We start from the raw sequence: 13,170 nt of genomic DNA on the forward strand, positions 1-13,170 counted from the left end.
CGCACTACGCGGGTAGCCTGCGGCTCGTGGCTAAAGCGACCAAGGTGTCCTATCGGTGCGGCGAATGCGGCTGGGTGACCCTCAAGTGGGTCGGCCGATGCGGTGAGTGCCAGGCGTGGGGCACCGTCGAAGAAGGCGGCATCAGGGCCGGGGTCACCGAGGTCAAGGGCGGCGCGGTCAGCGCGCCCGCGGTGCCGATCGGCCAGGTCAAGGGCGAGGTCGCGCACGCCAGGCCCACGGGGGTGGGCGAGCTCGACCGGGTGCTGGGCGGGGGCCTGGTGCCGGGAGCGGTGGTGCTGCTGGCGGGCGAGCCGGGCATCGGCAAGTCCACCCTGCTGCTGGAGGCCGCCGGCCACGTGGGCCGCCGCGAGACCGTGCTCTACGTCACCGGCGAGGAGTCGGCCGCCCAGGTGCGCATGCGGGCCGACCGCATCGGCGCCGTCGTCGACAACCTCTACCTGGCTGCCGAGACCGATCTCGGTGCCCTGGTCACCCACGTCGAGAAGGTCAACCCCCAGTTGCTGATCGTCGACTCGGTGCAGACCATCGGCTCGGCCGACGCCACCGGCGTCCCCGGCGGCGTGACCCAGGTCCGCGAGGTCGCCGGGAACCTGGTGCGGCTGGCCAAGGAGCGCGGCATGGCGACCGTGCTGGTCGGCCACGTGACCAAAGACGGCTCGATCGCGGGCCCCCGGACCCTCGAACACCTCGTCGACGTCGTCCTCCACTTCGAGGGCGACCGCAACTCGCGGCTGCGCATGGTCCGCGCGATCAAGAACAGGTTCGGCCCGATCGAAGAGGTCGGCTGCTTCGACCTCCACGACAAGGGCATCACCGGCATCACCGACCCCAGCGGCCTGTTCATCTCCCGCCACCCCGAGCCGGTCCCCGGCACCTGCGTCACCGTCACGATCGAGGGCACCCGCCCGATCCCCGCCGAACTCCAGGCCCTCGTCGGCCCCACCGAGGCCCCCCAGCCCCGCCGCACCTCAAGCGGCCTCGACTCCTACCGCGTCGCGATGGTCCTGGCCGTCATGGAACGCCGCCTCAACGCCAAGATCGGCCGCTGCGACGTCTTCACCGCCACCGTCGGCGGCATCCGCCTCACCGACCCGGCCGTCGACCTGGCCCTGATGCTCTCGGTCGTCAGCGCCGCCGGAGACAACCCGCTCCCCCAGGGTCTGATCGCCCTGGGCGAGGTCGGCCTGGCCGGCGAGCTCCGGCCCGTCCGCGACGTCCGCCGCCGCCTCGCCGAGGCCGCCCGCCTGGGCTTCACCCGCGCGCTTGTCCCAGCCGGATCGATGGAGGCGGCCACGCCACCCCGCCTCGACCCGCCGTCGCGAAACCGGCGGGGCGAGGTCGTACCCGTCCGCGAATCGCTGAAGACCACCGACTTCGCCCCCGGATTCGTCGTGACCGAAGCCGAGAACGTCTGGGACGCTCTGACACACATCCGGTGAGGATGCCGTCACGTCGGTAAACTGCGTAGTAGCCGTGTGAACCAGCGGGGGTCACTTACGTGCAAAACGACAAACAGGCCGACGAGCGAAGGCGCGCCGTCCTGGCCATACTCGCTCCGGGAACGGGGTTGCGCGACGGGCTCGAGCGCATCCTCCGGGGCCACACCGGCGGTCTGATCGTGCTGGGATACGACCCGACCGTCGAGGAGCTGTGCACCGGAGGGTTCCAGCTCAACGTCGAGTTCACCGCCACCGGCCTGCGGGAACTCGCCAAAATGGACGGCGCGATCGTGCTCGACGAGGGTGATCACCGGATCGTGCGGGCGGCCGTCCATCTGGTCCCCGACCCCGGGGTCCCCACCGACGAGTCGGGCACCCGCCACCGCACCGCCCAGCGGGTCGCCCGCCAGACCGGCTTCCCGGTCATCGCGATCAGCAAATCCATGCGCATCATCGCCGTCTACCTCGACGGTGTCAGACACGTGGTCGAAGAGTCGGCCGCGATCCTGTCCAAGGCCAACCAGGCCCTGGCCACCCTCGAGCGCTACAAGATGCGCCTCGACGAGGTCGCCGGCACCCTCTCGGCCCTGGAGATCGAAGACCTGGTGACCGTGCGTGACATGGCCGCCGCCGTGCAGCGCATGGAGATGGTCCGCCGCATCGCCCGCGAGATCGAGGGCTACGTCGTCGAACTCGGCACCGACGGCCGCCTGGTCTCCCTGCAACTCGACGAACTGCTGGCCGGGGTCGAGGAAGACCGCTCGTTCATCGTCCGCGACTACCTGCCCGACTCCCTGGGTCCCAAGCAGCGGGGCTTCAGCGACGCGCTGCGCGAACTCGACGACCTCAACTCGACCGACCTGCTCGACCTGTCCCGGGTCGCGGGCATCCTCGGGAGCACCGGCCCCGAGGCGCTCGAATCCCCCGTGAGCCCACGCGGCTTCCGCCTGCTGGCCCGGGTGCCCCGCCTCCCGGCGTCGATCATCGACCGCCTGGTCGATCACTTCGGCGGTCTGCAGAAACTCCTCGCGGCCAGCATCGTCGACCTGCAGATGGTCGGCGGCGTAGGCGAGACGAGGGCTCGCAGCGTCCGCGAGGGCCTGTCCCGCCTGGCCGAATCGTCGATTCTCGAACGTTACGTGTAGAAACGCGAGGGTGCGGACTGAAGGCACCCGAGCCGCCCCGCCGGAGGCGGGGCAGTTATCTCAAGTGGAAGACGTTCTTCTGGCTGCGGAGGTTGCCCGCGCGGGCGATGGCCACGTAGGTGCCCTTGCCCGCCACGCTCGTCTTGGCGGCGCAGGAGTCGCCCGAGCGGTTGCGGTCCCATTCGATCGGGCGGACGTAAGGGATGCCGCGCTTCAGGGTCTGCCGGTCGATGCCCGAGCCGGCCACGCAGTCGGCGGTCGACCAGATGCGGGCCGGGCCCGAGGTGATGCGCATCTCCAGCGCCCGGGGGCCCACGTCGACCTTGCACGGGCTCTTCGCCGTGTTCACCACGGTCAGCATGAAGCCGGGCCGGTCGGCGCCCGTGTAGATCTCGCGGCCGGCGGTCAGGCTGACGACCAGGTTCTTCGGGCTGCACGTGTCACCCTCGCGTTTCTCCCCCGGTTTGGGGGAGGGCGACGGGGAGGCCGAAGGCGTGGGCGTACCGGAAGCAGAAGGGCTTGGGGCGGGTGGCGAGGGCAGCGAGACGATCAGCGCGTCGGACGCGCCCTTGGCGGGCGCCGCGCCGGTCAGCGGCGTGTCGGGCCCGCTCGTGCACGCCCAGGCGACCACGGCCCCCACGACGAGCATGCCGGTCAGCACCAGCACTCGGCGCCGCCAGTAGACGTCCGGGCCCTCGACGACCTCACCACGGAAGGTGTCCGGATCCATACTCCCAGTATTAATAGACCCGATGGTCTCGGCGGACGCGCCTCGCCGGGGAGCCAGGTCAACTACAGTGCGGAAACGTGGCACATCCGCTTCACACTCCCATTCTCGACTGGTACGCCGAGCACAACCGCGACCTCCCCTGGCGCCGCCCCGACGCGACGCCGTGGGGCATCCTGGTCAGCGAGATCATGCTCCAGCAGACCCCGGTGGTGCGCGTCCTCCCGATCTGGGACGAGTGGATGACCCGCTGGCCCACCCCCGAGGCCCTGGCCAAAGAGGCTCCCGGTGAAGCCGTCCGCCACTGGGGCCGCCTGGGCTACCCCCGTCGGGCGCTGAGACTGCACGCCTGCGCCAAAGCGATCACCACCGATTTCTCCGGTACGGTCCCCGCGACCTACGACGAGCTCCGCACCCTCCCCGGCATCGGCGACTACACGGCCGCGGCGGTCGCCAGCTTCGCCTACGGAAAGAGCCACGCGGTCCTGGACACCAACGTCCGCCGCGTCCTGGCCCGGACGATCCAGGGCGAGGAATATCCCCCCAAAGCCACGACCACCCCGGAGAAGCGCCTGGCCGAGTCGCTGATCCCGCCGATCGGCGCCCCTCGATGGGCGGTGGCCGTCATGGAACTGGGCGCCCTGGTCTGCACGGCCCGCTCCCCGCGCTGCGCCGACTGCCCGGTCTCGGCCCGCTGCGCCTGGCTCCTGGCCGGCAAGCCCGCCCACGACGGCCCGGAACGCAAAGGCCAGACCTACGCGGGAACCGACCGCCAGTGCCGAGGCCGCCTCCTGGCGGTCCTCCGCGACGCCCCGGGCCCGGTGGAGAAGGCCCTGCTGGACGCGGTCTGGGCGGACGCCGTCCAGCGGGAACGCGCCCTCGACGGCCTGCTGACCGACGGCCTCGCCGAACTGGTAGACGACGACCTCTACGCCCTGCCCAGCTGACTGGGCAGCCCACATGGCCACCGACGGTGACGGGTCACCCCGCCAGAGTCGATCCCCGCAGGCCACTGCCTCACCACCCTTGGGCGGGCCGGGCGCGGCCTTTCCTCTGTGCGAGAAAGCTGATGGTCTTGACGGGAAATGGGATCGACTTCGCCGGAATCGTCTACGCATACTCGAAGGCATGTCGATCATTCAGCTCTCTCCCGGTCAGCTCGCCGACCTGACCGACTGGGACGAGCACACCTTCGACGCGCACTTCGACAAGCTCCGACAACTCACCGCGGCGCTCTCGACCCCGGAGGAGGTCCTGGCGCAGGCCCGATTCTGGTGGGCCGATCCGGACTGGCGGGTTCAGACGCTCGGCTTCGACCTGCTGGCCATCCATGATCAGGACGGCGACCATCTCGTCCCCGCCCTCATCGAGGCGGCCGACGCCGTCGGCCTGGTCACCGACCCCTACGAACTGCGCTGGTGCGCCGCCCACGCGCTCAGCGCGCTCAACGCCAGCCCGCAGGCGCTCGACCCGCTCCTGCGCTTCGCCGACGACTTCCACCGGGACATCCGCTGGCAGGTGGCACGCGGAGTGCCCTACTTCGACGTGTATCCCGAGAACGCCGTGCAGGTACTGCTGAGACTCATGCGCGACCCCGACGGAGGCGTCCGCGACTGGGCCACCTTCTCGCTCGCCTACAGCGGCGGGACCGACTCACCGGAGATCCGCGACGCCTTCCTGGAGCGCCTTGACGACCCCGAAGGCGACACCGCGGCCGAGGCCGCCTTCGGCCTGGCCAAGCGGCGGGATGTCCGGGTCATGCCCGTCCTGATGCGGGAACTCGCCGACCCGGACGTCGGCAGCCTCTATGTCGACGCCGCGGAGGAGATGGGCGACCCACGCCTGCTGCCACTGCTCCGGCGGCTTTCCAGCGAGGGCTGGAGCCACGAGGACCTCGCGGCGGCCATCGAAGCCTGCGCCCCGCCCGCACCGCCACCCCCGGGCGTCATCTACACGAGAGGGGAGAAGCGGCCCCGATCCCATTCCCCGAGGCGCTGCCGCATCAATCCACCCAAACACCGCTAGGCAACAACCGAATGACCGTCAGGCCGCGAGCTTGAGGCCCAGGGCCGTCAGGCTGCGGCGGGTGTAGTCGAGGTCGTCGGCGAGGCGGGCCACCAGGGCGGCCGGGCCCTTGGTCTTCGGGGCGAACCACTCGTGGGCCTCGACCTCGATGTGGGCGCTGCCGTGCACCGCGCCCGACAGCAGGGCGTTCAGCGTGTTGGGGATTTCGTCCATGTTGTTGTGGACGTGCCCCAGTTTGACGACAGGCGCTCCCGCCTTGGCCAGGCCACGGAGAGCCTTGCCGGCTTCCTCCACCCCGCCACAGGTCAAATGGCAGGCGTCCAGGCACACTCCCAGATGGTCGGAGTCGATGCCGCACACCCGCTCGAGGGCCTGCTCGGTGGTTTCGAGGACGCAGCCCGGCCACGGCTCGAAGCCGACCCGGATGTGCTTCCCGGTGACGCTGTAGATCCCGCGCAGTTCACGCGAGAGGCGCTCGAGCCGTCGCGAGGCGATGGAGTGCAGGTCGGCGGGCCAGTCGCGGCGCCAGCCGATCGGGATGGTCGAGATCGAGCCGAACTGGACGTCCTCGGGCAGCAGGAACGCCAGGATCTTGGCCAGCGACATCGTGTAGCGGTAGCGCTCCGGCTTGGCCCAGTCGGGGCCGGGCGTCTCCTGGTGGCGGCCGCCGGTGCCGTTGAGGCTCACGACCTCCAGGCCCCGCTCCTCCAGCGAACGCCGGAGGCGGACCAGTTCGATGCGGTCGGAGATGAGGTTGTCGGCCACCGAGGGGGACAGCCAGAGGCCGATGCCCAGGCGGTCGACGTTGAGCTTGCGCCGGACCGGCACGGCGTAGCGGGTCAGGTGGGCGATCAGGTTCTCCAGATCTTCCGCTGGGTGAACGCCCGCGTTGTAGGCCAAGTGGACGACGGTTCCGTCGTCGTGGCGCAGCCGCATGATGCCTCCAAAGGTCCGACCCAAATCCACCCACGCCATCTGTCCTGATCGCATGGGGCTCGAGTCCCGGGACGCCGGGATTCCAGAGCATGCCGTCGTACGGCACTCCGGTGCGTCCACCCCGCAGTTGATTCGGAGGTACGCCTGCAGGGGGACGTCTCGGCGCCTGTTTCGCTCTACGGAGTGTAGTACTACCTCTGGTGGTGCGGCGACGTTACTTCACCCAGTTGTGACGTGAACGTAAAACAGCGGGCCGCCCCCGAAGGGACGACCCGCTGTCAAACGGTACGGCTAGCTCTTCGTGATCGCGTCGACGATCGCGGCGGCGCTGTCGGGAACGACCTCGGCCTTGTTCTCGCCGACGAAGGTGAACTTGGCGGCTTCGCCCTCACCCTCGACGTCGATCTTGACGATCTGGCCGGGGCGCAGTTCGCCGTAGAGGATCTTCTCCGACAGCGAGTCCTCCAGCTCACGCTGGATCGTCCGGCGCAGCGGCCGGGCGCCGAGGACCGGGTCGTAACCGCGGTCGGCGAGGACCTGCTTGGCGGCCGGGGTGAGGTCGAGGCCCATGTCCCGGTCCTTCAGCCGCGAGTCGACCTGGGCCAGCATGAGGTCGACGATGCGGATGATCTCGTTCATCGTCAGCTGGTGGAAGACGACGGTGTCATCGACACGGTTGAGGAACTCGGGCCGGAAGTGCTGCTTGAGCTCTTCCTGGACCTTGGACTTCATCCGGTCGTAGTTGCCCTCGACGTCGTTGTTCTTCGCGAACCCGACCCCGATGCCCTTGCTGATGTCTCGGGTGCCGAGGTTGGTGGTCATGATGATGACCGTGTTCTTGAAGTCGACCACCCGGCCCTGGGCGTCGGTCAGCCGGCCGTCCTCCAGGATCTGCAGGAGGCTGTTGAAGATGTCGGGGTGGGCCTTCTCGATCTCGTCGAACAGCACCACCGAGAACGGCTTGCGCCGCACCTTCTCGGTCAGCTGGCCGCCCTCTTCGTAACCGACGTAGCCGGGGGGCGAGCCGAAGAGCCGGGAGACGGTGTGCTTCTCCATGAACTCCGACATGTCCAGCATGATCAGCGCGTCTTCGTCCCCGAACAGGAACTCGGCGAGAGCCTTGGACAGCTCGGTCTTACCGACACCCGAGGGGCCGGCGAAGATGAACGAACCACCGGGACGGCGCGGGTCCTTCAGACCGGCGCGCGTGCGGCGGATCGCCCGGGACAGGCCCTTGATGGCGTCGTCCTGACCGATGATCCGCTTGTGCAGCTCGTCTTCCATGCGGAGCAGTCGCTGGGACTCCTCCTCGGTCAGCTTGAAGACCGGGATGCCGGTGGCGGTCGCGAGCACCTCGGCGATGAGCTCCTCGGTGACCTCGGCCACGACATCCATGTCGCCGGCCTTCCACTCCTTCTCGCGCCGCTCACGCTTGAGCATGAGCTGCTTCTCGGAGTCGCGGAGGGCGGCGGCCTTCTCGAAGTCCTGCGCGTCGATCGCCGATTCCTTGTCGCGACGGACGACGGCGATCTTCTCGTCGTACTCCCGGAGGTCCGGGGGCGCGGTCATGCGGCGGATGCGCATCCGCGAGCCGGCCTCGTCGATCAGGTCGATCGCCTTGTCGGGCAGGAAGCGGTCGGAGATGTAGCGGTCGGCCAGCGTCGCGGCGGCCACCAGGGCGCCGTCGGTGATGGAGACGCGGTGGTGGGCCTCGTAGCGGTCGCGCAGACCCTTGAGGATCTCGATCGTGTGGCTGAGCGACGGCTCGGCGACCTGGATCGGCTGGAAACGACGCTCCAGAGCGGCGTCCTTCTCCAGGTGCTTGCGGTATTCGTCGAGAGTGGTCGCGCCGATGGTCTGCAGCTCGCCTCGGGCCAGCATCGGCTTCAGGATGCTGGCGGCGTCGATGGCGCCCTCGGCCGCGCCCGCACCCACCAGGGTGTGGAGCTCGTCGATGAACAGGATGATGTCGCCGCGGGTGCGGATCTCCTTGAGGACCTTCTTCAGGCGCTCCTCGAAATCACCGCGGTAACGCGAACCCGCGACCAGCGCGCCCAGGTCAAGGGTGTAGAGCTGCTTGTCCTTCAGGGTCTCGGGCACCTCGCCCTTGACGATCTTCTGGGACAGGCCCTCGACCACGGCCGTCTTGCCGACGCCGGGCTCACCCACCAGGACGGGGTTGTTCTTGGTGCGGCGGGACAGCACCTGCATGACCCGCTCGATCTCCTTCTCCCGCCCGATCACCGGGTCGAGCTTGCCCTCGCGAGCGGCCTGCGTGAGGTTGCGGCCGAACTGGTCGAGCACAAGAGAAGTGGACGGCGCCGCCTCCTGGGGACCGCCCGCCGCCGCCGGCTCCTTGCCCTGGTAGCCGTGCAGCAACTGGATCACCTGCTGGCGGACCCGGTTCAGGTCGGCGCCCAGCTTCACCAGAACCTGAGCGGCGACACCCTCGCCCTCACGGATCAGGCCCAGCAGGATGTGCTCAGTCCCGATGTAGTTGTGACCGAGCTGCAACGCCTCACGCAACGACAGCTCAAGGACCTTCTTGGCACGGGGCGTGAACGGAATGTGCCCGGAAGGCGCCGACTGACCCTGGCCGATGATCTCCTCGACCTGCTGGCGCACCCCCTCAAGGCTGATCCCCAGGCTCTCGAGAGCCTTGGCCGCCACACCTTCACCCTCATGGATCAGACCAAGAAGAATGTGCTCCGTACCGATGTAGTTGTGGTTGAGCATCCGGGCCTCTTCTTGGGCCAGGACGACCACCCGCCGCGCACGGTCGGTGAACCTCTCGAACATTCGTCACTCCTCACGAGCGGTCGGGCGGACCGGGAGTCCGGCTCCGTCGTTCCGCATGCCAGCCCCGGGACGGAGAACAGTCATGTCAATTGGAGCAGACGTTCCCCGGGCGCAGGGCGTTCACCCTCCATCCAACTACTGCTGGAGGGCGCGGTGTTCCCGATACGCCGCAAGCGAACGACGTTTATGTGGGCACAAAACACGATCGTGCGATCATGCCGATGGCCGTGACATCCCCACGAGTTCGGGACATCCGGCGACCGGTATAACCGCACGATCGCTTCTTTGGGTAGATTCCCAGCGCGAGCCACGGTCGGCCTTCGGCCGTCCGCGTCTCGCTTCGCGGCACTTAGTGAGCCGCTTCGTAGGCCTCCACGATCGAGGCGGCAATGCGACCGCGCTCGCTCACGGGGTGACTGTTCGCCTTCGCCCAGGCGCGGATCTCCGCGCTCTTCTCGCGGGTCATCGCACGAGGCGAGCCACCGCTGCCACGACGACGTCCACGTGAGGGAGCTGATTCCGCACGACGCGCGACGTTGCTGAAAGGCAGGACCGCTTCGCGGAGCTTCTTGGCGTTCGAGTCGCTGAGGTCAATCTCATATGACGTGCCGTCAAGCGCGAAGGTGACAGTCTCATTGGCCTCGCCGCCATCGAGATCGTCGATGAGAATCACCTGCGTGTGCTTGGCCATCCGGCAATCCTTTCGCAGAGCATAGTTTGATTCGTCAGCCAAACATATACCCGGTTTCCGTCGCTGACAATTCACGATTCCCAGGTGGCGTTCAGCTTCCGGTGTTGTCGGAAGACTTCTCGTCCGGTTCGTGCCTTCCCCGGAGCCCGGCGGCGTCAGAACGGAGCAACTTTACGACGCCGTAGACGACGGCGGCGCCGACTACGAGAGGTGGTATGAGAGCCGACAATACCTCTGACATTCGACCTCACTCCTTCCCTGGGAAAACAGCGGGAACCCCTGCGAAATAGGGGCTTTCGTGTCAGATGGTCCACGGAGGCGTACCTGACGATAGCGGAGCCCGGGACCGGTGGGTCGCGCGGGGTGGTCAGGTGGTCAGACGCCTTACCCGATGCATATCAATCGTACCGAGGAAAAGGGAGAGGGGCGGTCGCCGAGCGACCGCCCCTCTGTTTGGAACGCTTCTGGAGGCCTCAGACCTTGACCACCACAGTTCCGGCGACCTTGTCGTGAATCGCCTGCTGCAGCGGCTTGTCCCACAGGGGCCACAGGCCGTCGACCAGCAGGAAGACGTTGGCGACCCAGCCGAGCACCGGGATGAACGAAAGGAGCTGGGGGCCGAACATGACGCCAATGCGCTTGATCGCCGTCTCCGGGTCGATGCCGCCCTGAGCCGGGTGGCCCAGCTTAACGACCCGGATCTTCATAACCTTCTTGCCGATTGTCTGGCCGTCGCGCGAGATCTGGAAGAACTCGTACGCGGCGTAGAGCACGAAGCTGATCACGGCCTGGATCAGAAGGCCGAGGAACGAAACCGACGGGACCTGGACCTCGACACCGAAGGCGGTCTGGGTCACGGTCGTCGAGAACGCGTTGGAGATCAGGCTGCCGATAAGCAGGGTGACCACGAGGCCGAGGATTAGCCCGTCGATGATACGGGCGACCAAACGCTGCCACCACTCGGCAAGAGGAGCCGGAACACCAGGGGGAAGAGGTGCACCCTGCGGCGTGCCATAAGCAGGAGCGGCACCATAACCCTGAGGAGCTCCATAACCGCCCTGGGGCGGGTAACCACCCTGCGGGGGCTGCTGCGGGGGCGGGTAACCGCCCTGCGGCGGGTAACCCTGAGGCGGCGGGTAACCACCTTGCTGCGGCGGCGGGACGGAACCATATGGGTTCTGGCCGGGGGGCGGTTCCGGGTGCATTGGTTACCTCTCGTCACTTCTAAGTGGGGACATGTGTGTTCATGGTCCCAAGGCACGCTAGCACCTAGCGCTTACCGCTTTAGGGAGTTATTTCGGATAGAACGACCCGAACACGCTGTGTACATGAAACGGGGCCGATGGTGCGATCCATCGGCCCCGGGAGCTGTTTTCCGGATGCTCTATGTCACTACTTGACCTTGACGACGATCGTATTGGCCACCTTGTCGTGCAGCGCCTGCTGAAGAGGCTTGTCCCACAGCAGCCACAGAACGTTGATGAGCATGAACACACCCGCGACGAGGCTGACGATCGTGCCCACCACGGGAACAAGTGCCAACGCGCGGATGAACTGCGGGCCATACAGGACTCCCGCGCGCTTTCCTGCGGTCTCGACGGAAAGTCCGGGGGTCGCGAGGTTGCCGCCCACCGGAATGACGCGGATTCCCATGACGATCTTTCCGAGGGTCTGCCCGCGCGACTTCAGCATGAAGAACTCGTACGCGAACCAGGCCGTGGCGCTCACCAGCGTGATGAGGATGGTGGCGAGGACGAACCCGCTGCCCTCGGTGGCGGTCAGATTGTCGAAGTCGATCGACGGCTGGGTGACCACCAGCGCGGTGATGGCGAACGACAGGATGAAGAACACGACGCCGATGATGAGCGAGTCGACGATTCGGGCCACGAGCCGCTGCCACCACTCCGCGAGCGGAGCCGGCACGCCCGGGGGAAGGGCGTGGGCCGGGTAGCCGGGGTTGTAGGCGGGGGCGGCGTACTGCTGCTGGCCGTAGGTGCCCTGGGGCTGGCCGGGGTAGCCGGGCTGCTGCTGGTAGCCGGGGGGCTGCTGCTGGCCGTAGCCCTGCTGGGGCTGCTGCTGCCCGTAACCGGGCTGCTGACCGTAGCCCTGCTGCTGCCCGTACCCCTGCTGCGGCTGCTGACCGTAGCCCTGCGGGCCCGTCTGCTGCTGGCCGGGGTAGCCGGGCTGCTGCTGACCGTAGCCCTGCTGGGGTTGCTGACCGTAGCCCTGCTGCTGCCCGTAGCCCTGCTGAGGCTGCTGGCCGTAGCCCCCCTGCGGGCCCGTCTGCTGCTGGCCGTAGCCGGGCTGCTGCTGACCGTAGCCCGGCTGCGGCTGCGACTGCTGGGGCTGCTGGCCGTAACCGGGCTGCTGGCCGTAGCCCTGCTGGCCTTGCTGCTGGCCGTACGGCTGCTGGGGGTGGCCCTGCTGCGGCTGCTGGGGCTGCTGGCCGTAACCCTGCTGGGGCTGCTGGGCCGCGTAAGGGTCGTAGCCCTGCTGCTGGCCGTAGACGGGCTGCTGGCCGGTGCCCGCGGCGGGGTTGCGGCTCACGATCGTCATGTCGGGGTCGTAGTCCTGCGCGGGTTTGTCCTGGCCTTGGGGCCCGTCACGGTCGTCCGGACGGTATGGCGGCTGGGCGCTCACCGTGTCACCTCACTTCGAGTACGCATGCGGTACACGTGAGACACGCACGCTTGACTTAGCCAAAAGTATCGATAGCCGGATCTACAGTCACCTCCCCGGCTCGTTACGACCGCAGTCAAGCGCGCGGTTCCAAGTGCAGGATCATGCGTGTATTGCCCAAAGTGTTGGGCTTCACATGCTCAAGATCGAGGAATTCCGCGACACCTTCGTCATAGGAGGCGAGCAGTTCGGCGTACACCTCGGGAGAGACGGGGGTGCCGTTGATCTCGCGGAAACCGTGGCGTTCGAAGAACGCGACCTCGAAGGTGAGGCAGAAAACGCGGCGCACGCCGAGTTCGCGCGCGGTGGCGATGAGGGCCGCGACGATCTCGTGGCCGACGCCCATCCCCCGGGCGGCCGGGTCGACCGCGACGGTCCGGATCTCGGCCAGGTCCTCCCACAGCACGTGCAGCGCCCCGCACCCCACGACCGCGCCCTCGACCTCGGCCACCCAGAACTCCTGGACGTCTTCATAGAGGGTGACGGTGCTCTTCTTCAGCAACCGGGGACCCGACCCGGAGTAGGAGTCGACGAACCGGCGGATCGCCCGGACGTCGGGGGTACGAGCCCGGCGGACCTTGACCATGGCGAGCACCTTAACGGCCCCGCACAAATCGACGAAGCACCAGATCACACGTGACGACCGAAACCTCAGTGGTCACCTGGGTTACAGTGGGCTCATGCGTGATCTGTCCGTTATTGTTCGGT

Annotated in this window: 11 protein-coding genes; 4 read left to right on the forward strand and 7 right to left on the reverse strand. The window is 67.8% G+C overall.

Features of this window, described 5'->3' with window-relative positions; all coding sequences use genetic code 11:
- Positions 1-26 precede the first annotated feature (26 nt).
- Both radA and disA read left to right on the forward strand, forming a co-directional pair.
- Positions 27-1,460, forward strand: coding sequence for a DNA repair protein RadA (gene radA / locus AW272_RS17785; protein ID WP_066366835.1), 1,434 nt, complete (start codon positions 27-29; stop codon positions 1,458-1,460).
- 59 nt (positions 1,461-1,519) lie between these two features.
- Positions 1,520-2,605, forward strand: coding sequence for a DNA integrity scanning diadenylate cyclase DisA (disA, locus tag AW272_RS17790; RefSeq protein ID WP_066366254.1), 1,086 nt, complete (start codon positions 1,520-1,522; stop codon positions 2,603-2,605).
- Between the two features lie 55 nt (positions 2,606-2,660).
- Here the strand turns inward: disA and AW272_RS17795 are convergent, their stop codons facing one another.
- On the reverse strand, positions 2,661-3,335 hold the full coding sequence (locus AW272_RS17795) for a hypothetical protein (RefSeq protein ID WP_066366256.1): 675 nt from the start codon (positions 3,333-3,335) through the stop codon (positions 2,661-2,663).
- Positions 3,336-3,412: 77 nt separating this feature from the next.
- Between AW272_RS17795 and AW272_RS17800 the strand changes: the two genes are divergently transcribed.
- Together AW272_RS17800 and AW272_RS17805 are read left to right on the forward strand one after the other, a co-directional pair.
- Entirely contained in the window at positions 3,413-4,279 is an 867-nt protein-coding gene (locus AW272_RS17800) for an iron-sulfur binding domain-containing protein (RefSeq protein ID WP_066366257.1), read from the forward strand.
- Between the two features lie 181 nt (positions 4,280-4,460).
- The gene (locus AW272_RS17805; protein WP_066366267.1) at positions 4,461-5,357 is read left to right on the forward strand and encodes a HEAT repeat domain-containing protein; all 897 of its coding nucleotides are present in this window, start codon (positions 4,461-4,463) and stop codon (positions 5,355-5,357) included.
- An 18-nt stretch (positions 5,358-5,375) separates the two neighbouring features.
- Here the strand turns inward: AW272_RS17805 and AW272_RS17810 are convergent, their stop codons facing one another.
- The 6 genes from AW272_RS17810 to AW272_RS17835 form a co-directional block, all read right to left on the reverse strand.
- Positions 5,376-6,293 (reverse strand): TIM barrel protein, encoded by a 918-nt coding sequence (locus AW272_RS17810; RefSeq protein ID WP_066366270.1) that lies wholly within the window; start codon positions 6,291-6,293, stop codon positions 5,376-5,378.
- 291 nt (positions 6,294-6,584) lie between these two features.
- Positions 6,585-9,092 carry an ATP-dependent Clp protease ATP-binding subunit gene (locus AW272_RS17815; protein ID WP_066366272.1) on the reverse strand — a complete coding sequence of 836 codons (2,508 nt, stop codon included), beginning with the start codon at positions 9,090-9,092 and terminating at the stop codon, positions 6,585-6,587.
- A 349-nt stretch (positions 9,093-9,441) separates the two neighbouring features.
- On the reverse strand, positions 9,442-9,783 hold the full coding sequence (locus AW272_RS17820; protein ID WP_066366275.1) for a histone-like nucleoid-structuring protein Lsr2: 342 nt from the start codon (positions 9,781-9,783) through the stop codon (positions 9,442-9,444).
- Positions 9,784-10,256: 473 nt separating this feature from the next.
- Complete coding sequence (locus tag AW272_RS45610) at positions 10,257-10,988, reverse strand: RDD family protein (RefSeq protein ID WP_083958418.1); 732 nt, start codon at positions 10,986-10,988, stop codon at positions 10,257-10,259.
- 187 nt (positions 10,989-11,175) lie between these two features.
- Positions 11,176-12,423: an RDD family protein gene (locus AW272_RS17830; RefSeq protein ID WP_066366277.1), complete on the reverse strand. Its 1,248-nt coding sequence runs from the start codon at positions 12,421-12,423 to the stop codon at positions 11,176-11,178.
- 115 nt (positions 12,424-12,538) lie between these two features.
- Positions 12,539-13,048, reverse strand: a complete 510-nt coding sequence (locus AW272_RS17835; protein ID WP_066366279.1) for an amino-acid N-acetyltransferase — start codon at positions 13,046-13,048, stop codon at positions 12,539-12,541.
- Between the last annotated feature and the right edge of the window lie 122 nt (positions 13,049-13,170).

The sequence above is a fragment of the Herbidospora mongoliensis genome (genome assembly GCF_001570545.1).
In the GTDB taxonomy this organism is placed as follows: Bacteria; Actinomycetota; Actinomycetes; order Streptosporangiales; family Streptosporangiaceae; genus Herbidospora; species Herbidospora mongoliensis.